The organism is Pseudoalteromonas sp. JSTW (assembly GCF_013423925.1).
Classification (GTDB): domain Bacteria; phylum Pseudomonadota; class Gammaproteobacteria; order Enterobacterales; family Alteromonadaceae; genus Pseudoalteromonas; species Pseudoalteromonas lipolytica.
In genome coordinates, this window is record NZ_CP058973.1 from 608966 (window position 1) to 633649 (window position 24684).

Annotated in this window: 24 protein-coding genes; 14 read left to right on the plus strand and 10 right to left on the minus strand. The window is 41.0% G+C overall.

Features of this window, described 5'->3' with window-relative positions:
• Positions 1-3 precede the first annotated feature (3 nt).
• The 3 genes from GZH31_RS18945 to GZH31_RS18955 form a co-directional block, all read right to left on the minus strand.
• Positions 4-1005 carry an ArsJ-associated glyceraldehyde-3-phosphate dehydrogenase gene (locus GZH31_RS18945; RefSeq protein WP_180311711.1) on the minus strand — a complete coding sequence of 334 codons (1002 nt, stop codon included), beginning with the start codon at positions 1003-1005 and terminating at the stop codon, positions 4-6.
• A 13-nt stretch (positions 1006-1018) separates the two neighbouring features.
• The gene (locus GZH31_RS18950; protein ID WP_036972337.1) at positions 1019-1372 is read right to left on the minus strand and encodes a metalloregulator ArsR/SmtB family transcription factor; all 354 of its coding nucleotides are present in this window, start codon (positions 1370-1372) and stop codon (positions 1019-1021) included.
• A gap of 84 nt (positions 1373-1456) precedes the next feature.
• Positions 1457-2467 carry an AraC family transcriptional regulator gene (locus tag GZH31_RS18955; RefSeq protein WP_036972338.1) on the minus strand — a complete coding sequence of 337 codons (1011 nt, stop codon included), beginning with the start codon at positions 2465-2467 and terminating at the stop codon, positions 1457-1459.
• Positions 2468-2573: 106 nt separating this feature from the next.
• On the opposite strand from GZH31_RS18955, the gene GZH31_RS18960 reads away from it, so the two are divergent.
• Genes GZH31_RS18960 through GZH31_RS18970 form a run of 3 tightly spaced genes read left to right on the plus strand, consistent with a single transcriptional unit; the run spans position 2574 to position 7747 of the window.
• Positions 2574-4007, plus strand: a complete 1434-nt coding sequence (locus tag GZH31_RS18960; protein ID WP_180311712.1) for a coniferyl aldehyde dehydrogenase — start codon at positions 2574-2576, stop codon at positions 4005-4007.
• A 25-nt stretch (positions 4008-4032) separates the two neighbouring features.
• Entirely contained in the window at positions 4033-5751 is a 1719-nt protein-coding gene (locus tag GZH31_RS18965; RefSeq protein ID WP_180311713.1) for a GMC family oxidoreductase, read from the plus strand.
• 25 nt (positions 5752-5776) lie between these two features.
• Positions 5777-7747: an alkyl/aryl-sulfatase gene (locus GZH31_RS18970; RefSeq protein WP_180311714.1), complete on the plus strand. Its 1971-nt coding sequence runs from the start codon at positions 5777-5779 to the stop codon at positions 7745-7747.
• A gap of 38 nt (positions 7748-7785) precedes the next feature.
• On the opposite strand, the gene GZH31_RS18975 is transcribed toward GZH31_RS18970, so the two are convergent.
• Complete coding sequence (locus GZH31_RS18975) at positions 7786-8214, minus strand: organic hydroperoxide resistance protein (protein ID WP_036972342.1); 429 nt, start codon at positions 8212-8214, stop codon at positions 7786-7788.
• Positions 8215-8335: 121 nt separating this feature from the next.
• On the opposite strand from GZH31_RS18975, the gene GZH31_RS18980 reads away from it, so the two are divergent.
• The 8 genes from GZH31_RS18980 (at position 8336) to GZH31_RS19015 (ending at position 17658) form a co-directional block, all read left to right on the plus strand.
• Positions 8336-8767, plus strand: coding sequence for a MarR family winged helix-turn-helix transcriptional regulator (locus GZH31_RS18980; protein ID WP_036972343.1), 432 nt, complete (start codon positions 8336-8338; stop codon positions 8765-8767).
• A 93-nt stretch (positions 8768-8860) separates the two neighbouring features.
• Positions 8861-9871 (plus strand): zinc-binding alcohol dehydrogenase family protein, encoded by a 1011-nt coding sequence (locus GZH31_RS18985; protein ID WP_036972344.1) that lies wholly within the window; start codon positions 8861-8863, stop codon positions 9869-9871.
• A 576-nt stretch (positions 9872-10447) separates the two neighbouring features.
• Positions 10448-12067, plus strand: coding sequence for a methyl-accepting chemotaxis protein (locus GZH31_RS18990; protein WP_180311715.1), 1620 nt, complete (start codon positions 10448-10450; stop codon positions 12065-12067).
• 395 nt (positions 12068-12462) lie between these two features.
• Positions 12463-12693: a helix-turn-helix domain-containing protein gene (locus GZH31_RS18995; RefSeq protein WP_180311716.1), complete on the plus strand. Its 231-nt coding sequence runs from the start codon at positions 12463-12465 to the stop codon at positions 12691-12693.
• A 49-nt stretch (positions 12694-12742) separates the two neighbouring features.
• Positions 12743-14086 (plus strand): N-succinylarginine dihydrolase, encoded by a 1344-nt coding sequence (gene astB / locus GZH31_RS19000; protein ID WP_180311717.1) that lies wholly within the window; start codon positions 12743-12745, stop codon positions 14084-14086.
• Between the two features lie 4 nt (positions 14087-14090).
• On the plus strand, positions 14091-14606 hold the full coding sequence (locus GZH31_RS19005; protein ID WP_180311718.1) for a GNAT family N-acetyltransferase: 516 nt from the start codon (positions 14091-14093) through the stop codon (positions 14604-14606).
• Positions 14607-14887: 281 nt separating this feature from the next.
• A complete protein-coding gene (locus GZH31_RS19010) occupies positions 14888-15883 on the plus strand; it encodes a DUF4382 domain-containing protein (RefSeq protein ID WP_180311719.1) in 996 nt (331 codons plus the stop codon).
• Between the two features lie 179 nt (positions 15884-16062).
• Complete coding sequence (locus GZH31_RS19015) at positions 16063-17658, plus strand: carboxylesterase/lipase family protein (protein WP_180311720.1); 1596 nt, start codon at positions 16063-16065, stop codon at positions 17656-17658.
• Positions 17659-17698: 40 nt separating this feature from the next.
• On the opposite strand, the gene GZH31_RS19020 is transcribed toward GZH31_RS19015, so the two are convergent.
• The 3 genes from GZH31_RS19020 to GZH31_RS19030 form a co-directional block, all read right to left on the minus strand.
• Entirely contained in the window at positions 17699-18418 is a 720-nt protein-coding gene (locus GZH31_RS19020; protein ID WP_036972352.1) for a Sir2 family NAD-dependent protein deacetylase, read from the minus strand.
• Positions 18415-19437, minus strand: a complete 1023-nt coding sequence (locus GZH31_RS19025; RefSeq protein WP_180311721.1) for a kelch repeat-containing protein — start codon at positions 19435-19437, stop codon at positions 18415-18417. The genes GZH31_RS19020 and GZH31_RS19025 overlap by 4 nt, the downstream gene beginning before the upstream one ends.
• A 62-nt stretch (positions 19438-19499) precedes the next feature.
• The gene (locus GZH31_RS19030) at positions 19500-20129 is read right to left on the minus strand and encodes an NAD(P)-dependent oxidoreductase (protein ID WP_180311722.1); all 630 of its coding nucleotides are present in this window, start codon (positions 20127-20129) and stop codon (positions 19500-19502) included.
• 102 nt (positions 20130-20231) lie between these two features.
• On the opposite strand from GZH31_RS19030, the gene GZH31_RS19035 reads away from it, so the two are divergent.
• Positions 20232-21116 carry a LysR family transcriptional regulator gene (locus GZH31_RS19035; protein ID WP_180311723.1) on the plus strand — a complete coding sequence of 295 codons (885 nt, stop codon included), beginning with the start codon at positions 20232-20234 and terminating at the stop codon, positions 21114-21116.
• A gap of 45 nt (positions 21117-21161) precedes the next feature.
• Entirely contained in the window at positions 21162-21413 is a 252-nt protein-coding gene (locus GZH31_RS19040) for a TIGR03643 family protein (protein ID WP_036972356.1), read from the plus strand.
• Between the two features lie 64 nt (positions 21414-21477).
• Here the strand turns inward: GZH31_RS19040 and GZH31_RS19045 are convergent, their stop codons facing one another.
• On the minus strand, positions 21478-21732 hold the full coding sequence (locus tag GZH31_RS19045; RefSeq protein WP_065978819.1) for a YfhL family 4Fe-4S dicluster ferredoxin: 255 nt from the start codon (positions 21730-21732) through the stop codon (positions 21478-21480).
• Between the two features lie 381 nt (positions 21733-22113).
• On the opposite strand from GZH31_RS19045, the gene GZH31_RS19050 reads away from it, so the two are divergent.
• Positions 22114-22485 carry a hypothetical protein gene (locus GZH31_RS19050; protein ID WP_180311724.1) on the plus strand — a complete coding sequence of 124 codons (372 nt, stop codon included), beginning with the start codon at positions 22114-22116 and terminating at the stop codon, positions 22483-22485.
• Between the two features lie 57 nt (positions 22486-22542).
• Here the strand turns inward: GZH31_RS19050 and GZH31_RS19055 are convergent, their stop codons facing one another.
• The gene (locus tag GZH31_RS19055) at positions 22543-23643 is read right to left on the minus strand and encodes a cell division protein FtsZ (protein ID WP_118845140.1); all 1101 of its coding nucleotides are present in this window, start codon (positions 23641-23643) and stop codon (positions 22543-22545) included.
• A 63-nt stretch (positions 23644-23706) separates the two neighbouring features.
• Positions 23707-24681, minus strand: a complete 975-nt coding sequence (locus GZH31_RS19060; protein ID WP_180311725.1) for a WYL domain-containing protein — start codon at positions 24679-24681, stop codon at positions 23707-23709.
• Between the last annotated feature and the right edge of the window lie 3 nt (positions 24682-24684).

Here is a 24684-nt window from a genome sequence, read left to right on the forward strand (position 1 = left end):
ACCTTAAGACAATGCCACTTTACGAACCAGCTCAGCAGTGCGATTTGCATAACCCCACTCGTTGTCGTACCAAACGTAGAGCTTTAATTGGGTATCGTTAACAACCATTGTTGAGAGCGCATCGATAATGCCACTGCGAGGATCGGTTTTATAATCAATAGACACTAATGGCTTTTCTTCGTAACCTAAAATACCTTTTAACTCACCATCGGCGGCTTCTTTAAACCACGCATTGACTTGTTTTTCAGTCACGCTTTCTTTTAATTCAAACACACAGTCGGTGATTGACGCATTGGTCAGTGGCACTCGCACTGCATGACCATTTAATTTTCCTTTTAATTCAGGGAAAATATGGGTAATAGCGGTAGCGCTGCCTGTTGTGGTGGGGATCAAACTTGTGCCGCAAGAACGCGCACGACGCAAGTCTTTATGAGGCGCATCAATAATAGTTTGCGTGTTCGTTATGTCATGAATGGTGGTCATTGAGCCGTGCTTAATACCAACCTTTTCCTGTAGTACTTTTACAACAGGCGCTAAACAGTTCGTGGTACACGACGCCGCTGTAACAAGTTGATGCTGTTGTGGATTATAAAGATGATCGTTCACCCCCATCACAATATTTAACACGCCGTCTTCTTTAACCGGCGCAGTGACAACAACCCGCTTTACACCTTGCGCTAAGTATTCATCGAGTAAGGCTTTGGTTTTCATTTTACCGCTGGCTTCAATCACGATATCGCAGTTTGACCAGTCAGTTTCTGCGATGGTTTTGTTGTTAGACACAGCAATTGTATGATGAGCAACACGAATGGTATCGTGATCCACCGTGACAGGCGTCTGTAATCGGCCGTGCACCGAATCAAACTCAAATAAATGAGCATGGGTAATTGCATCACCGGCAGGGTCGTTAATTTGAACGCATTCAAGTTCAGGCCAATTCAGTGCTGCTCTAAGTGTTAAGCGTCCCATGCGGCCAAAACCATTAATACCTATTTTAATTGTCATTGTGCTGTCCTCTTTAACAACAGTGCGCTTGACGTTCGGGGCGATTCCCCATCGTTTCAAGTCGGGTTAAGTCAGTGTCGATTAGCTGAAAATTTGAGTCTAACGTCGCTTTTAGAATTTGCTGCGTCCAGTTAGGTAAATCTGAGTTTAGTTGGTAGTAAACCCACTGGCTCTGTTTTCTATCTGATAATAGCCCTGACTTTCGAAGTAGTGCCAAATGGCGAGAAATCTTCGGTTGGCTCAATGCCAAAGCCGCCACTAATTCACACACACACAATTCTTGCTGATGCATGATCAGCAATAACGTTTTTAAGCGTGTTTCATCTGCTAAGCATTTAAAAAAAGCCGTAGGTTCTAAGTTATTCATAGCATCACCTTCGTTAGATAACGCTACTATATATGGAAAAACGAATATAAAAAACTCATATATGAAAAAACATATATTAAAGTTTTATGACACCCCGTGCTGTGTTTGCCATTGTGTTGGTGATACCCCAAACCAGGCCTTAAAACGACGACTAAAAATAGACAATTCTGCATAACCTAACCGCAAGGCTAAATCGGTCATACTTACATTACCGTGTTGAAGTAGTCGAACGGCTTCTGACTTTCTAACATCATCAAGCAGTTGTCGATAAGTCGTTTCATGCATAGTTAAAATACGCTGTAACTTTTTAGGGTGAACACCCATACTTAATGCTGTGTTTTCTTTACTACAGTCCCCTGTTGCCAATAGCATTTTCATGGCGCTTTCAATATGCAGCATTTCATCTGGGAGCTTATTTATACGCTGCATCTCAAGCTGATCTGCAATGAGGGTATCGAGAATGGCATCATTGAGTTTTGGTTTATACGTTAAAAACGCACTCGAAAAATAAATAGCATCAGTATCAGCATTAAATTCAACCTCACAGCCAAGCACCTTGGCAAACAAGGCCGTGTGTTCACTCACTGGCGACTGCCGAAGGCATACTTTATCGGCTCGCCACTTGGGACCCACCAGCTCTTTCATTACTTTGTTGACTAAACACACGGCCAGTTGCGCTTTTTGAACAAATTCCTGCTTTTCATCAGACAAACGGACAAATCGTACTTCGCAGCTATTTTGCCCATATAAAGCAAGGTTAAGCACAATGCCCTCTGCATGTAGATAAATATATTTTTGGGCTACGTTTAACGCATCAAGAATCGTTGGCTGGCGCGACATATACGCCCCAATAAGGCCCACGGTGCTCATACTTTGTTGACTCCCTAATTTTAAGCCAAAGCATGGTTCGTCGCAGGCTGCTGCAGCGAGTTCTAAAAGCTGTAAATAGTGGCTATAAACAACAAAGCTGTCGGGGTCACGTAATTGTGCAGGTAAAATGCCCGCGTGTTCCAATAGCGTATTCGGGTTTACCCCGTAACGCCTGACTAAACCTTCAAAGCCCGCCAAGCTTGATGAGCGTATTAAACTTTCCACAAAAATACCATATGTCCCAAAGAGTCATTTCAGTGTCCTAAAAAGTCAAATTAACTGCAAGTATTTTATTTAAGCTATCAGTTACCTTTGCTATTAGAGCACCGACATGAACATTGCAAAACATCCTGTCATCATCAACGACATTCTGCACACCACACTTGCAAAGCAACGCGCATTTGCAAAAGCCCAAGGGATAGAAAGCTATGAACAACGTCGTGAGCACTTACTTGCTTTAAAAGCCTTAATTACCAATAACCAAGAACGTATTATTAAGGCTATTAATCTCGACTATGGTAATCGTTCACGCCACGAAACGCTGCTTGCAGAGATCATCAATGCCTGTGCCGATATTAACAGTACACTCAAGCAACTAAAAAAGTGGATGAAAGTACAAAAACGTCATGTAGATCATCGCATGTACTTTGGAGCTAAAAACCGAGTGATACCACAGCCACTAGGGGTGGTAGGGTTGATCATTCCGTGGAACTTCCCAATAAATTTGGCATTTAGTCAGTTGGCAGCTGCCTTTGCCGCGGGTAATAAAGCCATGGTTAAAATGTCAGAGAATTCCCGTCATTTAAGTGCCCTACTCGCTGAGCTTGTTGGTCATTATTTCAAACCTGAAAAATTAGCCTTTTTTTGTGAAACAGGTGAAGTAGGGATTGCCTTCTCAAAGTTGCCATTTGATCACTTAATGTTTACCGGTTCCGGCGAAACGGGTAAAAAAGTAATGGCAGCGGCGGCAAAGAACTTGACCCCAGTTACCTTAGAGTTAGGTGGTAAGTCGCCTGCTGTCATCGCAAAAGATTACCCAATGCAAAAGGCTGTAGAACGAATAATGTATGTTAAACAGCTTAATGCAGGGCAAATTTGCACTAATGTTGATTATGTATTCGTGCATCAATCGCAATGTGAGCACTTTATAGAAACAGCGACCCATTGGGCAAAAAAACACCTACCCGATATTCACAGTGAAGACTACACAGCCATTATTGATGACCGCGCATTTAAGCGTTTAGTTGATTGCGTTGCTGACGCTCAGCAACTCGGTGCCAAAGTGATCACACTGGGTAAACAAGCTGCCGATGCAAAAACACGAAAGTTCCCGCTCACGATCATTATGCATAGTAATGACAATATGCACATTGATACTCGCGAAACTTTCGGCCCTATTTTAATGCTCAAAACTTACCACTCTCCCCAACAGGTGGTTGATTACGTCAGCGAACGAGATAGACCGTTGGCCTTTTACCCGTTTAGCTACGACAAGTCATTAATCAACTACTATATTGATAACATTATGTCTGGTGGTGTTAGCGTCAACGACGCGTTATTTCATGTTGGGCAACATGACTTACCTTTTGGGGGAGTCGGTGCCAGTGGTATGGGGCATTATCATGGCTACGAAGGGTTTTTAACGTTCTCAAAGTTACGCCCGGTGTTTTATCAAGCCAGATTTACTAGCATTAAGTTTTTAGCACCTCCGTACGGTAAATTTGCTGACCGGCTATTAGCCTTTTTAACCCGAATAAACTCATAACAATAAACCCCAACAGGTGACAACAATGCAGCAAGATAATTTTGATTTTGACCAAATAGTTATTGGTTCAGGCTTTGGTGGCTCCGTGAGTGCCTTGCGTTTAAGTGAAAAAGGCAATCGGGTTTTAGTGCTCGAAAAAGGCCTACGCCGAGATGATAAAGCATTCCCCAAAACCAATTTAGATATTAAAAACTACATGTGGCAACCCGAAATTGGTTTAAAAGGCTGTATTCAATTTTCGTTTACCAATAAAGTCACTGTGTTACACGGTGTGGGTGTCGGGGGAGGTTCGCAAATTTATGCTAATGTGCATTTAATACCGGATGACGAAGTATTTCAATCTCCCGCATGGACACGTATAAAGCCAGACTGGAAAGAAAGCTTAATGCCCTATTATGGGCTTGCTCAGCGCATGCTTGGCAGTGCCAAAAACACCTACACCAATGTCGCCGATGACACACTCAAACATGTGGCAGAAGAAATGGGCCAAGGCAGCTCATTTAAAACCGTCAATACGGGAGTGCTATTTGCCAAGCCCGGTGAAGCATACAATAAAGAAGTACCCGATCCTTACTTTAATGGCGATGGCCCACGTCGTCATACCTGCAACTACTGTGGCAGTTGTATGATTGGCTGTCGTAACAATGCCAAAAATACGCTAATGAAAAACTACCTATTTTTTGCTGAGCGAAACGGGGTTGAAATTAGACCTAGCTCCGAAGTCATTAAAATCACCCCTCTTAATGACGATGGCAGTGCAGGCTATAAAATTAAAATAAAAGATACGAGCCATAAAAACAGCCATATCTACACCCTAAAAACCCGCGGAGTAGTGCTAAGTGCAGGTGTAATGGGCACAGTACCGTTGCTATTGAAAATGCGCGACCAAGATAAAACACTTCCCCATATTTCGCCATGGCTTGGGCAACAAATTCGCACTAACTCAGAAACGCTCACAACCGCAAACAATACAACTAAAAAAGTGGATGACGGCGTTGCAATCAGTTCGTTTATTTCTGTAGATAAAGACACAAATATTGAGATTTGTCGTTTTCGAGAAGGCTCAGATGGTACCTGGCTCTATTTGCCCTACGTACCAATGGTGACAGGCACAGGAGTTAAACGTATTGCAAAATTTTTACTAAACACAGTACGCCATCCAATTAAAACCGCCAAAGTACTCAGACCGAAGGGAAAAGCTCGCAGCTCTATTTTGTTCTTAGTGATGCAAAAATCAGAAGCTTTTATCCACCTTGAGTGGCGTCGAAAATGGTATCGATTATTTAAAAAGGGTATCACCGCAGTACAAAAAGCCGAAGATACCCCACTGACAGTCTCATTTCCAAAAGCAGAAGAAGCCACCAAACGCTATGCGGAGAAACTGGGCGGCGTACCCGGTTCAGCATTAACCGAAGTGTTATTTGGAGCCCCCATGACGGCACATATCATGAGCGGCGTAGCTATGGGTGCCGATGCGCAAACAGGCGTGGTCGACACCTCTGGTGAAGTTTTCGGTTACAAAAACCTACGCGTTATCGACGGTTCAATTATTCCGGGTAACTTAGGTGTTAACCCTTCTTTAACCATTACTGCCCTCTCTGAGTTTGCGATGAGCCAAATACCTGTTTTTGATGAGCAACGCGCAAAAACAATCAAGCCCATTTCGTTCAGCGAACCTTTAGCCGGTCAAACATCATCTCTCACAGGCTCTGGTGATTTATTGGCACAAATAAAAAACGTATAAAAAGAACAACACCAAGGACACAAAAATGATAACAAAATTAATAAATCTCAGCCTATTAGCGTGTGTAATGTGTACTCATTACACACAAGCAGAAAGTGACCTAACGAGTAAACCTGCGAGTAAATTCACCGTTCAAAAAAACCAACAGTTGTTACAAACACTCCCTTTTAATGATAAAACTGACTTTGCACTTGCCAGTAAAGGGCTCATTGCTAAACCCCAAAATAAGCACATATTAAATGCAAATGGTGAGGTTATTTGGGACTTCAATCAATTTGATTTTTTAAAAGAACACGACTTTATCCCCTCCATAAACCCAAGCCTTCATCGCCAGGCGTTACTCAATCTAAATTACGGGCTTTTTAAAGTTTCTGAGCATATATATCAGGTAAGAGGCTTTGATTTAGCGAATGTCACTTATGTCAAAGGCGATACCGGATGGATTATATTTGACCCCCTTACCGTTCCTGAAACAGCCAAAGCAGCACACGATTTAATAACAAAGCACCTAGGTGATAGACCCATTAAAGCCATTGTTTACAGCCATGCACATGCCGATCATTTTGGCGGGGTAAAAGGCATAATTAGTCAACAACAAGTCGATAATAACGACGTACAGGTAATTGCCCCCGCGCACTTTATGGAACACGTTGTAAAAGAGTCTGTTTTGGCTGGCAATGCAATGCAGCGTCGCGCTGGGTATCAATATGGAAGTATTATTGGTAAAAATGAACTATCTACAGTTGATAGTGCGCTAGGTAAAGGGATTGCGTTTGGCTATGTTAGCTTAATCGCGCCTACCCGTATTATTGAACAGCCTCAAGAAACCATTGTTGTCGACGGCATTGAAATGGTAATGAAAAACACACCGAACACCGAATCGCCTTCAGAAATGAATACTTGGTTTCCTCAATTTAAAACTTTATGGATGGCCGAAAACACGGTCGCAGGTATGCACAACATTTATACAATTCGTGGGGCAGAAACGAGGGATGCATCACAATGGAGCAAAAAAATAAACCAAACTTTACAACAGTTTGGTAAGCAAGCCGACATACTAATTGCTTCACACCATTGGCCTCGATGGGGTAATAAGAATATTGTTCATTACCTTGAAAAACAACGTGATATGTACGGATACATGCATGATCAGGCTCTCAATTTAGCCAATCAAGGGGTTACGATAAACGAAATCCATAACCAATTTACAGTACCGGAAAGTTTATCGAACGAATGGTTTAACCGCGGCTATCATGGCTCTGTTAGCCACAACGTAAGAGGCATTATTAATAAGTATCTTGGCTTTTTTGATATGAACCCTGCCACACTTAATAAACTCAGCCCTGCCGATTCTGCAAAACGATACGTAAAACTCGCAGGCGGTAGCAAGGCAATGCTAAACGAGGCACAAACGGCATTTAATAATGGTGAATATAGATGGGTAGCAGAACTGCTAAATCACTTAGTTTATGCGGAACCTGAGAATCAAGCAGCCATTGCATTACAAGCTGATACATTAGAACAATTAGGCTACCAAGCTGAAAATGCAGGTTGGAGAAATGCATACTTATCTGCAGCTTATGAGCTTAGAAATGGCATGCCAAGCAGTGTAAATAAAACAGAAATTGGGCCAGACATCATCAAAGCAATGAGTACTGAACTTGTCTTTGACTATTTAGGTGTGCGATTAAATGCCGAAAAAGCGGCTCAACATCAGTTTATTATCAATATTCAGCTACCGGATACCCAAGAACAGTTCGTTATTGAGTTAAACAACGCCCACTTAAACAACTTAGCAAACACACAAAGTGAGCATGCTGATTTAACGCTAACGCTTAATCGTGCAGATTTAGATTTACTTTTAATGAAACAGGTCGACTTTAAGCGCTTACTTGAAAGCAATAAAGCCAGTTTCAAAGGTGATATCCAAAAATTTGCCTTATTGATTAGCTTAATTGACAACTTTGACTATTGGTTTGAAATAGTAAAGCCTTAACGAAGGAGGTGGGCTATTTAAGCCCACCTATCAGCATACTAAATCACTGATAATTCAACAGCAATGTTGCCGCGCGTTGCATTTGAGTAAGGGCACACTTCGTGTGCTTTATTGACTAATGTTTGCGCAGTTTCTTTGTCTAAATCGCCCACTGACACCGCCAATTTAACAGCAATACCAAACCCGCCCTCGATTGGACCAATTGATACTTCAGAGTTGATATGTGTATCACTCGGTAGTTTAACTTTAGCTTGGCCTGCCACTAATTTTAGTGCACCAATAAAGCATGCAGCATAGCCCGCTGCGAATAATTGCTCTGGGTTTGTGCCTTGACCGTCATCACCACCTAACCCTTTAGGTGTTGATAATGCGACATCTAAACGACCGTCATCTGATTTTGCAGTACCTTCACGGCCACCTGTTGCTGTGGCTTTTGCAGTATAGGCAACGCTTTGTAGTTCTTTCATGATTACTCTCCTTTGTGAGTAAATATATTTTGCATGCAAAATATATTAGAACAGCTTTTTGAATATTGCAAATATTTTGTATGCAAATTAAAATACACTCACTGATCATAAGGAATCCACTATGAAGTACCCGCAATTAAAACTCGATAACCAACTTTGCCATCGCTTATATATGGCATCGAATAGCATTGCTCGCGCGTACCGTGATTCACTCAACCAGTTAAATTTGACCTACCCACAGTACGTCGTGATGATGGCATTATGGGAAAAAGACAAGATCAGCATAGCTGAATTACTCGAAAAAACAGCCATTGATGGCGGTGCTATGACGCAAATTTTAAAAAAGATGAGCGAAAAGTCGTTATTGAGTATTTACCAAGACAGCCAAGATAAACGTAAACGCCTAGTCCAACTCGAAGCCAAGGGTAAGGCCTTACAAGATGACGCTGCCAGTATTCCTGAACAAATTCGTTGTCGCTTTCCTAGCATCAATGAGCAACAGGCTTTGCAACTTATTCAGCTTCTCGATTTGGTAAATAGCGATCTTGATTAACAAAAATTATTTGAAAGTGAATTTCGATTACACCGCTTTTTAATAGATTTAAATGCGTTATAGTGGGTAAAACCCACTAAAACGGACACGATTATGAAAGCATTTGGTTATAGCAAAGCCACCCCAACGCTTGGTGAACATTCCTTACAAGCAATTGAATTACCAGATCCAGTTGCAACAGGCAGCGATATTTTAGTTGCTGTTGAGGCTATTTCAGTCAACCCTGTTGACACTAAAATCCGCGCAAACGTTTCTCCCCAAAGCGGCTATAAAGTCATTGGCTGGGATGCAGTAGGCACAGTAAAAGCCGTTGGTGAAAACGTGTCATTATTTAACGTTGGCGACCGAGTCTATTATGCTGGCGATTTAACTCGCCAAGGCAGTAATGCGCAGTTGCAACTAGTTGACGAACGCATTGTTGGTAAAGCACCCGCAAGCTTAACCAATGCAGAAGCTGCCGCCCTCCCTCTAACCAGTATTACAGCATGGGAATTGTTATTTGACCGTCTGCAAATTACGCAATCAAAAGACAGCAAACCCGCCTCAGTATTGGTAATTGGTGCAGCGGGTGGGGTTGGCTCAATTTTAGTGCAATTGGCTAAACAACTAACAAACTTAACGGTTGTAGGCACAGCGGCACGTCAGCAAAGTGTACAATGGCTAACCGACTTAGGCGTAGATTATGTGCTAGATCACAGCCAAGATCTCAATCAACAACGTATTGACGCAGAACTTGATGAATTTGATTATGTAATCAGTTTAACGCATACCGATAAGCACCTTGATAGTATTGTAGAGGTGATTAAACCACAGGGTAAATTAGCACTGATTGATGACCCCGCAAGCTTCGATATTTTAAAGCTTAAGCGCAAAAGTATTTCGCTTCATTGGGAGTTTATGTATACCCGCTCAATGTTTCAAACCGACGATATGATTGCTCAACATCAACTACTAACAACACTTTCAGAGCTTGTTGATAAAGGCATCATTAAAACCACCTTGGGTGAGCATTTAGGAAAAATAAATGTCGAGAACATACTCAAAGCCCATGCTATTTTAGAATCGCATCAAGCACGCGGTAAGTTAGTGCTTGAAGGATTTTAAAATATATAGCTCTAGCACTTATACATGTAAACGCCAGAAAAAATTCTGGCGTAAATCACTCTAAAGGACAAGTCTATACTATTTCGGCCCGTTTTTTGTGGTATGTCGCTTTGTACTCTAAATACAACCATCTACTGCCGAAGCTGCGCCTATTGAAATAAAAATATATAACAATCTAGTATTGTTTCTTGACATATCGCCAGTGCAGACATGCCAAAAGCAAGGCAATTTATTAACAAGCTCAATAATACGTTATATATTATAAAGTTAACGCTACCTTCTTAGATTAGCATTTAAAGTACATTGAGGAAGAGTTACATCAATCTTCTCTAAATGAGCTAAAAGAACATCTTAATTCACCCTAAATTTCACTATTCTTTAGCTGCCAATATTAGCTAAATTCCGCCATTAACAGATTGATAAAAATAAAGTTTGCATTAATTTGTACAATTTCAAGCAACTATTCTTAGATTTTCAATTTACAGTAGCAACAACCAAATTTCTCATTTGGCATATCTATAGCGACAAGCTTTTCAAGCTAAAGAATGAAAAACCTATAAATTGAGTATTATTAACATGAAAAATCTAAAAATTAGTCAATTGCTCTTTGCTGCTTTTTCCATTCCATTAATAGCAATTATCGGGTTAGCTTTACTTTCAGCAAACAAAATGAAAACCATAAACGAGCAATCAACGATAATCTCTGACAACTGGCTTCCTTCTGTAAGGTATGTTGAACGAATAAATACCCAAACTGCGGATTTACGAAACGAAGAAGCAAAACATATTATCTCAACTGATGCGAGCGAAATAGCAAAGGCAGACTTAGATATTGCGCAAATGCTAAAAGATATAAAGTTCAGTATTGAACAATATAATCAGCTAATTAGCAGTAAAGATGAACAAGTACTGATGGCAAAATTTCAATCAGAATACCAAGAGTATTTAACCATTCAACAACGATTACTTGCGCTTTCAAGAAAAAATGAGAATAAACAGGCTCGTTCACTCTATTTAACTGATTCTCAGAAAGCTTATCAGGAGTACTCAAATATTCTTTTAGCGTTATCAGAGCTGAATGAAAAAAGTGCCTCACAGGCTAGTGAATACGGTGATCTTGTTTACGAACGCTCAATGAACTTATTAACAACTTTAGTCATCCTTGTCATAATTGTCGTTATAGGTAGCTCACTACTATTTACTCGCTACCTAACCAGATCATTAACTAAAGTTCGTGATGCCATGATCAAAATGGCTGACGGCGACTTGACTATTCGTTTAGATGACTCTGGCAGGAATGAGCTGACAACTTTAGCGCAAAGCTTTAATCAATCAGTGAATAATATATGTACGCTCACTGATAAATTATTTACCGTAGCAGATTATACTGAAACATCTGCTGACAGCCTTGCGTGTACTATGCATCAAATTGAGCTAAATTCAAAAATGATGTTGGAGCAAATAGAGCAAATAGCGACGGCACTTACTGAAATGACTACAACAGCTCACGAAATGAGTCAAAATGCCGTTACTGCCGATACAAATGCTAACAGTGCGATCAGTAATGTTGAACAAGGTAATCAATCCTTATCTTTAGCAGGTAAAATTAGTAATGATATCAGTAATGCTATAAATGAATCGGCATCAATAGTTAACCAATTAAAGGAATATTCTGCCGAGATTGGAACCGTTGTTGATGTGATTGATAGCTTATCTGAGCAGACTAATTTGCTAGCATTAAATGCAGCTATTGAAGCCGCCCGCGCGGGTGAGGCTGGCCGAGGTTTTGCTGTAGTAGCAGACGAAGTTCGAGCTCTTGCAGCAAAAACACAACAATCTACAATTAATATTCAAGAAATTATTACTAAGCTACAAAACCAAACAAAACTTGCAGACGAAAATATGCAATTAAATCTTGAACTTATTATTTCTTCACAGCGCAGTGCTGAAAGCGTAAGCAATGCATTTTCAGGTATTTTTAACTCAGTAAAAGCCATCTCTGATATCAATTCAATTGTTGCCACTGCCGCCACTGAACAGTCGAATGTGACAGAAGAAATTTCAAAAAATATCCTCTCCAGTGTAACCATGGTAAATGAAAATGTAGAAGGTGTTTCTAATAGTGCGAAGGCCAGCACCCGTTTATTACAAGAGGCACAACAACAAAAGCAACTATTAGCTTTCTTTAAACGCTAGCTATACATCATTTAACGCTAAGCTGGCTAAGAGATTTAACGTTACTTCGCCAGCTCAGTCATCACTAGCAGTGTTATCGCAAAATTATATAAGAGTGAGTATATAACCCACCGCATCATAAAAGTGCAGTTTTTAAGACTTGCTTCACTATTTTAGTGCTTAGAGATTGCTACAAATATTTCCACAAAAAATAAGTCACTGATTTTAAATAATTTAAAATAAAAATAAAGAGTGGCACAGTTCTTCCAATAGTGAAAAAGGAACTTGCACCTAAAAGGAGACGAACGTGACTAACTTTTATCACACTCTTTACTTACTTTGGCGTTTAGATATTAGCACATGGCATGTGCATGAACCGAACGATCCACATACCACTGCAGATAGGGAGCGTCGCTATGTTAAATAACGATCCTGAATTTATAGAAGCACTGCAAAAGGTATCTGTTCATCATCTTACAATTACCGAAGCCGCTGAACAGTATGACATTCCCAAAAGAACGCTTTATAACGCTGTAAGGCAACAGCACGCAAAATTAAATAAGCAAAAAGCTTATTTAATTACGACACAAAAACGGCTTAAACAACACCTTCGTAATGTTGAAATGGAGTTGGCTCGCTTCGTTTAAAAAAAATCTGTATGGTTTAAAAACACGCATTTAACAAATTGGAATGAGTATGCACGCAGTAGAAGTAAACTTTGATGGCTTAGTGGGGCCAACACACAATTACGCGGGATTATCGTATGGCAATGTTGCCTCATTAAGTCATGCCTCATCACATTCAAACCCTAGAGAAGCCGTATTGCAAGGGTTAGAAAAAATGAAGGCAATGCATGAGCTCGGCTTAGAACAAGGTATTTTTGCACCCCATGCTCGTCCTGATCTCAACGTATTAAAACGTTTGGGATTTACTGGCAGCGACAGGCAAATTATTGAAAAAGCATTTAAAGCCGATCCCATTTTACTGCGAGCCTGTTACAGTGCGTCTGCTATGTGGACTGCAAACGCAGCAACCGTGTCTCCCTCTGCTGATACGCTTGATGGCAAAGTGCATTTTACAGCTGCAAACTTAAACAACAAATTTCACCGCTCATTAGAACCGACAACGACAACAGCGTTGTTGAAAGCCATGTTTAACAACGACCACTATTTTAGCCATCACTGTCACTTGCCTGACCAAGGTTTTTTCGGTGATGAAGGTGCTGCCAATCATAATCGTTTATGCGATAGCCATGCAGATACAGGGTTAGAGGTATTTGTATTTGGTGCGAGTAGCTTTAATAATACACTCCCCAAGCCAAGTAAATTTCCTGCACGGCAAACTCTCGAGGCATCACAGGCTGTTGCTCGTTTGCACCAATTAAAACCCCACAGCCAGCTATTTATTCAACAAAACCCTGTTGTGATTGACCAAGGTGTGTTTCATAACGATGTAATTGCAGTCGCAAATGGCAATGTTTTACTGTGCCATGAGCAAGCTTTTTTAAACCAAGCACATGCCTTAGATGAAATAAAAAAAGCCTATACCGGTGAAAAAACCCTGCATATTATTGAAGTACCGACCCAAAAAGTAAGTATTACCGATGCTGTAAGCAGCTACTTATTTAATAGCCAACTTATTACACTTGCCGATGGCAGCATGCTGTTAGTCGCTCCACAAGAATGCCAACGTAACTCCGCTGTGCATCAATATATTCAAGAATTAATTTTGTCGGATAATCCGATACAACATGTCCGTTTTTTTGATTTACGGCAGAGCATGCAAAATGGCGGAGGCCCTGCGTGCTTACGCTTGCGTGTTGCATTAAACGCCAACGAGCTTAACGCGGTAAACCCTGCCGTGCGCTTTAGTCACGACAAATATGACCAACTAGTCAATTGGGCTAACACACATTATCGCGATTCATTAACGAGCAATGACTTTGCTGATCCTCAGCTTTTAACTGAGAGCTATCAGGCACTTGATGAGCTTACCTCGTTACTTAATTTAGGCTCTGTTTATCCATTTCAACAACAATAACGTCATGAAAATTAAAGCAGTACATTCAATAAAAGGGGTCGCCAGTTCGTTAAATACCCTGCTCATTAATAGTGTAGAAAGTGGTGCATCCATCGGGTTTATTGCACCGTTATCATTACACGCAGCTCATGACTATTGGCAAGGCGTTAATACTGACTTAGCCACGCCATATCGACGCCTTTATTTAGCTATGGAAGGTGAGCAAGTGATTGGCTCTGTTCAATTATCTTTGTGTTCAAAAGCAAACGGAATGCACCGAGGTGAAGTAGAAAAACTGATGGTGCACACCGACTATCAAGGCCAAGGCATTGCAAAACAATTAATGAACACCCTAGAAACCGACGCTAACGCAATGGGGATTAGTTTATTAGTACTTGATACCCGTATGGGGGATATCGCATCCACTCTATATCGTAAGCTTAACTACATTGAAGCGGGCTCAATCCCAGGTTTTGCAAAAAGTTCCGCGGGTACGTTTGATGCAACAGTGTATTTCTATAAGCAAATCGGCTCTCGTTGATGGGGCCGAATTCAATCGCTAATGACATAATTTTTCATTGTTATCCTGGGTGAGAATGTTCACCTTTTTTCAATAATAGTAAAAAAACCGCACACTCTAAATTCAGCGAAAGCAGAAAAGTTATTATAAGTTGTTAAATTAATATACTTTATATGTAAGATAGCTGCATATTTCATTCTGCTTTTTTGATAAACGCAACGAGTTAATAACAATTCAAGTTCTATTAAGTTTTCGTTACTTATACTTCCTAGCATACACATAACACACTAAAGGAATGAATCATGAACTTTAAATCAACAATGCTTAGCAGCGCTATCTTACTTGCTCTCGTTGGTTGTGGCTCAGACAACGACAAAAATGACAACATAGCTCAGCCGCAAATGGCTAAATTCACTCTGGGTGTATCTGATGCGCCAGTAACAGGCTTAAAAGCTGTCAATGTCGTATTTGATTCAATCACACTGAGAACGCAAGGCGGTGAAGAATTCACTTTTGAAACGCGTGAAGACGATGATGAAACAAAACCTGAAATGGTCAACTTACTTGACTACACAGGCGACGATGTTTTCGCTCTTTTAGAAGATGAAGAAGTGCCTACAGGCGAGTATCAGTGGATCCGTGCTGATGTTATCAATGGTGATACAAACGACTTAACAATGACATCACATGTTGTTTATGAAGATGACAGCATTGAACCATTAATCGTTAAACGTAAAGGCAACGACGGTGTGGGTGAAATTCAACTTGATGGCTTCACGCTTAATCAAGCTGGTAACGAATTTGTTATTGAATTTGACCTTAAAAAATCATTAGTTGACCCGCAAAATAGTTCTGAAATTGTGCTTAAGCCTCGTGGTGTTCGTTTAGAGAACTTGGCTGAATCGCAAGATATTGAAGGCACAGTAAGCGACGTATTAATTGCTAACTGCGAAACCGATAATATTGCTATTGCTGCTGAAGATGGCTCGTTTGGCCACGCTGTTTACCTGTACAGCAGTGACGTAGAAACACCAATGGACAACTACGAAGTAAATGAGAACGAAACACCGGCTGATGCACCACTCGCAACGGCTAATGTGGTTTTTGATAGTGAAGATAATCAATACGAGTTCGAACTTGCGTTCATTCAACCTGGTGATTACCAACTTGCTTACACATGCGCTGCACACATCGATGATGCAGAGGCAGAAGACCAAGCATTTACGCTTCATCAAATTAAACCTGTTACCGTTACATCGGGTGAAGACCTAACAGTGTCATTCACATTATCTGAGTAATAAAGGTTAATACCCCACTTAAAAGCCCGCTTTGCGCGGGCTTTTCTATTCTTTATCATATGAAACAGCCAAAGACTAAACCAGCATAGCCTTCCCCTTGTTGCTGTGCTGGTTTTCTCGTTGTGACTATTTGAATATGTTAATATTATAAGCCTTACCAAAACAGTCTGGGCTATGTTATGACATCGCGTATTTTAAAATCGATTTTCTATTCCTCTCTTATGTTAGGCTCAGCCCTGTTTCTACAAGGCTGCCAAGACCAACCACAATCCGACCATGTAGCAGTAAGTGGCGGCCTTATTCAAGGACAACAGCAAGGGCGAGTTATTGCCTATAAAGGCATTCCCTATGCAGCACCCCCTGTGGAAAACTTACGCTGGCGAGCCCCTCAACCAGTTACTAAATGGCAAGGTGTCAAGGTATTGGAAAATTATGCCCCTGATTGCATGCAAAAACCATTTGCTGGCGATGCTGCGCCATTAGCAACCACGCCATCAGAAGACTGTTTGTATTTGAATGTGTTTAAACCCGCCAAGCACAGTGATAGCCCTTACCCTGTTGTAGTTTGGATCCATGGTGGCGGCTTTGTAAACGGTGGGGCTTCACCAGCAGTATACTCTGGCGAAAGCTTTGCTAAACAAGGTGTTATTTTTGTCAGCTTTAATTATCGTTTAGGTCGATTCGGCTTTTTTGCGCACCCTGCCCTCACACGATTTGAAAATGATGCACTGGGTAACTACGCATTAATGGACCAAATTGCAGCGCTTGAATGGGTGAAAAAAAATATCGCTCAATTTGGTGGCGATGCATCAAAGGTGACATTAATGGGTGAATCTGCAGGTGGTGCATCAGTGCATGCGATGATGCAAACACCGGCTGCTAATAATTTATTTCAGCAAGCAATTATTATGTCTGCTGGTGGCCGAGACCTATTTAAACAACGGCCTTTACACAGTAATGACGACACGGTGTTAAGCGCAGAACAAATCGGTGAAAACTTTGCTAAGCAGCATACAATTTTAGGCAGCGATGAAAACGCGCTGGCTGCGCTTCGTGAGTTATCTGCCGAAGATATTATCGATGACCTCAACTTAAGCACGCTACACCAACAAAATACCGACGTACCAAACTATGTTGGTGGCCCCATTATTGATGGCACCATTATTAGTGCATCAACCGAAACGCGTTTAAGAAAAGGGACATTTAGCCACATACCAGCCATGGTTGGCACTACAGACAGGGATTTAGGGTTTGCAGGATTTGCTTCAAAAGACGCTTTATTCGACAGTTTTGCTGGGCACAGCACACAGGCAAGAATGACATACGATGCCAATGGCGACACTCCACTGCCCATGCTTAACTATCAGATTGGTCAAGATGCACAAATGCAAGAACCTGCTCGATTTGTTGCTAAACGCATTTCAGATATGGGCAAGCAGGCTTATTTATACCGCTTTGGCTATGTAGCGCAAACTTTAGATAAACCAGGAGCAGAGCATGCCAGCGAAATTCCGTATTTCTTTAACACGGTGCAAGCAAAATATGGTCATGTTACCACCGAACAAGACAAGCAAGCGGCTAAAATTATGCACCGTTATGTTACTAACTTTATTAAATTAGGCACGCCAAATGGCCCGGGACTCCCGAAGTGGTCTGCGTTTAAACATGATGAGCCATTTTTACTGCAAATGAATAAAACAGGTACCGCAGAGTTTTTACCTGACCCATTACAAGCTCGGTTAAACATCACCGAAGCAAAAGCAGAACAACAATAATCAATAGACGAGGCGCGTAATATAAGCGTCTCGTTAGCTTTTAACCTTGCTGCTGTACGTACTCAAGTGCCGTCATTTTTTTGTAAGTCACATTAGGATGAAACACATGCGTGGGTTCTGGGTCTACCACTTCGATAGGCGTTCCCTGACTTCGTGCAATATCAAGTGCCATTTGCGTAATATTGACACTAAACGAGGTGCCTATAAATACAATTTTATTAGCATCGAGCATACGTTGCTGCGCCTCAGAAATACGATAAAGTTCGGTGTAATACTCATCGAATAACAACACATACGGCTTAAACGATTGATTAACAATAGGACTTTCATTACTAATGTTGAACACCTCAAGTAATGAATGGTGTAAGTTATCTTCGTTTACTTTATCCCATGGAGCGTTGAAGGCCATCACTTCATCACCTTGATTGTGAAAGACCGTCATTTGATCTAAACGACCGTGAATCGCAATATAATCGGTGTTACCCGCCTTTCCATCAAGGCCATCAATGTTTTGTGTTATAAGGTTTTTATCGCTCAACCAATGATGAACTTCGTTCGGACCGTGATGTCGGTACGTTGCAAAGCGATGGTAATACCACGCTAAAAATTCGCGTGGGTTGTTTTGATACATCGCACGTGTTGCCATTTCCATCGGCGTGTAGTTTTTGCTGCCAATGGTCCAAAATCCATCTTCGCCACGAAAAGTTGGGATCCCGCTTGCGGCACTCACCCCTGCGCCTGTGATATAGAGTGTATTCATAATGATAACTGTACCTTGTAGCCAAGCGCATCGGGTGTTACTTGCTGGTTATTGTTCATGCCCCCAATGCGATACAAACTGCCTTGATGTTCTAATAATCCGCGGTGATCCATACTGGCGGTATTTGCCTTTGGCATCGCGTGCCAATCATTGCTGTCGACATCAAAACGCCACACATGATCGCTTGCAGGGGCTGGTTTACCATCGTAACCCATGCCATTGTAATTATAGGGATTCGCTGAACCACCCATCATATATATATCGCCATTAAAGCTGGTTGCTGCCATGCGATAATGTGCCACGCCAGTGGGATGAGGAATCGTTCGCCAATCAATTTTTAAGGGGTTATTAGCATCAATGGTTCCTTTTAGGCACTGTGGAACCGCAGCAAACGAGCGACGTTTATCAGCATTCGCTTTGGTTTCAACGCCATCACAAACCAACATAGTATTGCCGCTAATGGCAGCCGCTTGACCAAACACCGGTTTCCCTAAAAATGGTGAAGCCTGTTGCCATGTATCCGTTTTAATATCGTAAACTTGCACTAAGTTTACGTTACCATCGTTATGCCAACCACTGACTAAATAAATATAACGTTGTTTATATGCCAAAGCGACACTGTCATCTACCGGCACTGGCATGCTGGTAAGTGGGGTGTATGAATTAGTAATCACATCATAACGATACACATCTGGGGTCGATACCTCTTGATGATCATGGCTTACCGTATAGCCACCAAACACATAAGCATGCTCACCAACCCCCACAGCGGTACTGGCTAAACGCCCCACTAAAGGTTGAGTGCTCGGTACCCCTTTAGCTGCGTGCCAAGAATCATCACCAACTTTGAGTACCCATACTTTATTGTGAATATCATGATGTGCTTTACCCTTGCCTAGTCCCATAAAACTTAAAAAGTAAGCTTGTTCATGAATAACTACTTTAGCAACCGCATTATTGGCTACCGGTTCTGGTAAGGCTGGAATTGTTGCAAGTGCAATAGAAAATAGCAGGCTCATAAGATGAATAAACGACTAAAAACAGACGTTAAGAATACCATTTTATGAGCCCGAGGAAAGGCCTAGTAAGCAATACTAATACGTTGATTTAAATGTGCTGCAGATTGCGCTTCATCAAGCATGGCTTTAGCGTAATCGGTTACTGATATTTTGCTTTCGCCGTTTGAGTCAGTAAAGAAGCTGTCGCCTCCTACACGATAAGGGCCCTCTGAATCACCAGGATAAATTACCGCAGCAGGGGATACAAAGGTCCAAGGTGTATCTGCTGTTGATGCTCTAAACACCTCAAGCGCTTCACCTTGCGCACGTGCTTCATCTTTATATTCAGCTGGAAAATCAGGGCTAGAAATCAACGTGACACCCGGTGCAACCTCTAAACTACCGGCGCCCCCTACCCATAAAATACGTATGCCAGTGCCAGCCAATGCTCTCAGTAATTGTTGAGCACTGTTAGCCACAATCTCATGATTACCAAGAGCACGACCACCAATAGCCACAATTACTGCATCGCTGCCTGCTGCGGCGTTTGCTATATCGTCTTTTGTTAAATCAAATTCAGTTATCGTGACATTATCTTGGGTTACTTTACCTGCGTCTCTTACTAACACATTAACTTGGTGACCGCGTGTTAATGCTTCTGAAGTAATGTGGCTACCAATCCAGCCTGATGCGCCTAATACTGCTAATTTCATGAGGAATACTCCGTTGTTTGTTTCATTAACAGCAGTTTACTTGTTCACCATTTACTGATAAATACACTACATAGATACACATTGTTTCATATTAAGATACCAATGGATAAACTCAATTCAATTACAAGCTTTGTCGAAGTGGCGCGCACAGGGAGTTTTACACAGGCCGCTGAACACTTAGGTTTAAGCCGACTACAAGTATCAAGACATATTCAAGATATTGAAAAGTGGCTTAATTTAAGATTGTTTCATCGAACAACGCGTAAAGTCAGTTTAACTATTCAAGGCGAAGAAGCGCTAAGCTATTGTCAGCAAATATTAAATCAAGTGTCTGACTTACAAAGCCGTGCTCACAGTCATAACAATGAATTAGTCGGTACAATTCGACTCGCATCTCCCATTGGTCTTGGGCAACATAAACTGTTTGATGCCATTGAAGCATTTACCAAGCGCCATCCACAAACTCGGTTTGAGTTATTACTGTCCGATAGTCTATCGCAGCTTGTTGATGACCGCGTAGATATTGCCCTGCGCTATATCCACCAGCCTGATGAAGGGTTAATTGCTCGCAAGCTTATGTATATAGCAACAGCGGTATGCGCATCGAAGGCATATTTAGCACAGCACAATACAATTAATGAGCCCAATGACTTAGCCACACATAATTGCCTTGTCCATAAAAAACACAACGTGTGGCAGTTTCAACGTAATGGTAATACACAAAAGGTCACCGTTAAGGGCAACATAGTCGCCAATGATATGGGCGTATTACTCAAAGCAGCTAAACAAGGAATGGGGATTGCTCACTTACCCTGCGATTTAGCAAATGATCATTTGTTATCCGGTGAGCTTATAAAAGTGCTGCCAGAGTATACAACCGTCGGTTCACATATATGGGCAGTGTATTTATCGCGAAATTTTCAACAAAATGTAGTGCGAGCCTTTATCGACTTTTTAGCAGAGCAGTGGCATCACGATATTTTGTAATCTAAATGCGCTGCAGGCACGTACAACTAGCAAAAAGGAGTCGTAATGCAGCACTTAGACCACGAAATATCACGCATCATTGAAATGGCGTGGGAAGACAGAACCCCGTTCGAAGCAATAAAGCAACAATTTGGCTTAAATGAAAAAAGCGTGATCGCTTTAATGCGCCAGCAGCTAACAAACTCAAGCTTTAGACTCTGGCGAAAACGCGCAACAGGCAGGCAAACCAAACATTTAAAACTTCGCCACCCCGATATCTCAAGAGGTTACTGTAAGACCCAATATAAGCACAGGTAAACCTGTATACATATCGGTTTAGTACAAAGGCGATTCGTTGTTAAAAAACGCCAAACAGACTTAGCTATGTTGCCTCAGTTGTTAGCTGTACATATTTTTCAGCAAGCTCATCGAGTGACTCGCGGTGATTTGGATCAGGCTTAATACAATCAATAGGACACACACTAACACAGGTCGGGTTATCATAATGCCCGACACACTCAGTGCATTTATTAGGATCAATTTGATAAATCTTTGCGCCCATGTAAATAGCTTCGTTCGGACATTCTGGATCACACATATCGCAGTTAATACATTTGTTATTGATGAGTAATGCCATGACAAACCTTACAGGAATATAAAGAAGTTTCGCTTTTAAAACCTTCACCGAAAATTTCAAAACGTAACAAAAATTGCAGCCGCGTAATATAGTTTGCAATGAGCAAACATTCTTTGATCTAGATCAAGCTCTACACCCGCATCACTCTCTAATCATTCAAGATTGAATGATTAACTGTAGTTAGCAACTATCTACTGAGCACAAATTGTGTAAGGAGATTAGTCAGCTGTTTTATAACATTTAGAATTTGCTTATCCCTACCAGCGTTGTTAGCAAAATCCACATAAAAAACAAATTTTTCGCAGAAATGTGGCTATGAGGAAGGGTTCTAAATTGGAATTAACCGAGTAATGTCGGGAGATATAAATTTAGGAGTCCTATATGAATAGCAAAGTTGGTATTTTTTGGTTCGTTGAAAACACATTAGTCTATAAAGCTCAAAATGCTATCGACTTAAAGGCAGATCAACTTGGTTTTATCGATAGCCCACTGCAACACCAAGTCGAATGGGAGGAGAATAATATTTACCAATTGTTTGGGTTAACACTATTCAACAGTGACTACTACAACTTTCCCAGAGGCCGAGTTATTTTTAATACAAAGCTCAATACATCGTATGTCTATTTAGACAAAAAATCGTTTAAAAAGCACATAGTAAATGAGATAAAAGTTAAATTTTTTTGGCGCATACAAACATCAAGTTCTTTACAGATCCTCATTACCATTGCTTTGGTAGTATTTAGTAAAAGTTAAATATTATCTAAATCTGAGCGCTGATACACAGTGTATAAGCGCTTAAAAGTTACAAAGCTATTTACCTGAAGGTGCGGGAGATTGGCTACGTATAAATGCTGGAATATCAAAAATATCATTTTTAGTAGATACAACACGTTTAGGTGCTTTTTCTGGTTCGGCTTGAGGTGGTGTTTCTTCCCATAAATTAGATTTAATAAGCTTACTTTTTGCACCTGTAGCAATCACTAATATTTCAAAATTATTAGCAAGACTAGTTATTTTGGAAGCACCGCAAATAACCACCGCATTCGGGCTCACTTGTTGGCGTACTGTATCCATAATGGTGTTGTAACTGCCTAATGAAATCTCATCGACACAATTAATTTGTACAATAACACCTGTGCTTGTACTCATATCAACACTACTAACCAGAGGGTTGCTCAGAGCTTGCGTAAGAGCTGTTTGTAAATCGCTTTCATCGGCGCATTTACCTACCCCCAAGACAGCATCGCCTTGTGCATCCATTACTCTTTGAAAGTCTCGCAGATCTACGTTAATTAATCCCTGATAACACAACATATCAATAAGAGACGTAATTAAAGAATGTAAAATTTGATTGCTGTGTTTAAAGGCATCAAATAAGCCTATGTCATTGCCTAGCACTTCAATAAGTTGATCATTTGGCAAAGTAACTACAGCATTAGCATATTGCTTTAATTCATCAAGCCCTTGCTCGGCTACTTTTCGCCTAAAGTCCCCCTCACTGGTAAAGGGTAAAGTGGCAATACAGATTACGGGCTTATTTAGATCTTTGGCTAACTTAGCTATGTATGGGCTTGCGCCTGTACCTGTGCCTCCGCCTAAGCCAGTTGCGCATAAAAGAATATCGCAGCTTTTAATAAGCGTTAATAATTGCTCTTCACTTTCTTGTGCGGCGAGTAGCCCTATTGCTGGGTCTGCACCAGCACCATAGCCGTTTGTAAGCTCTGCACCTATCAACACAAAGTCATCACTTTGAGAGTGTTCTAATACAACCTTATCGGTATTAACGTTATAAAACTTCGTTTGTGGATTTTGAACCTCATTAAAAATGGTATTAACTGTGTTACAGCCACAGCCGCCAATACCAAACACGCCAATAGACAAGCCATCTAACTTTTCAACTAATTCAAACATTGCAGCTCCTTATTTTTTAAAGAGCATAGCAACAAGGTGCGTCAATATTTGACGCACCTAAACTTACTGATTATAAATATTAGCGGCAGCCTTTATTTTTTTAATGACTCTGTTACGAATAACCACAGGCTCGATGACCTCTAACCAATGAGCTAATTTAAACAATTCATCAATTAATTGTTGAGTATCATCTACTTTAAAAGTGAGTAAGGAGGTTTGTGCGTCTAATTGCTGCTTTTCGATTAGCTCTCCAAACTCTATAAACCCTTGATTAATTGCCGATTGAGTAGGCACTTTGATGACCAAGTTAATTGGCTCTTGGCGTTTACCTTTATTAATTGCCAATCGTAATGAGCTTAACTGCTCAAGATTTGGTTCACGCCGTGTTTTTTGGAGTACCTTAACATTACGAATCCGATATACTGGCATTTGATAGCATTTATCGTGAAGCTCACCCACCATAAACTGCGCCATTAAAATACCATTGTCTTCCTCAAGCCCATAAAAACTGAGTTCAGAAAAGGCCAACCAGTGCGCTTGGTCATATAAAACGCGATAAATCTCAGCACTAGCTGAACGATTATGTTTTATTGCATGCTCGATTTGTTCAACAACCTTGCTGTCAAGATTCACCTCAATCGAGCTATTACTTTTTAGCTTTAACCACTCAGGTTTGATGCCATTTAGTCGCTGTAACGCAATATCAGCTTTAGCATGAATTGCTTGTTTAATATCTACAGGAATATTTTGCGGCAGTAACTGCTCAAGCATTAAGTAATGCTGAGCAAGCTCAATACTGAGTAGCGGTGAGCTTCCCCGCCAGCCCTTACTAATAGACCATGCATAAGGTTTTGTTCGCGTATCTTTTTCAAGGCCAAAACAGCCTTGCTCATATAAAGACTGAAGATCACGTTGCAGCAAGCGTGTAGAAAGGTTCAAGCCATTATCAAAAAGCTTTTGTTTTAACTGAGTTATAGTGATAGAGCTTGGCTTAGAAGGCACAAGATCTAGAATTGCTAAATGTCGCTGTGAGATCATGTA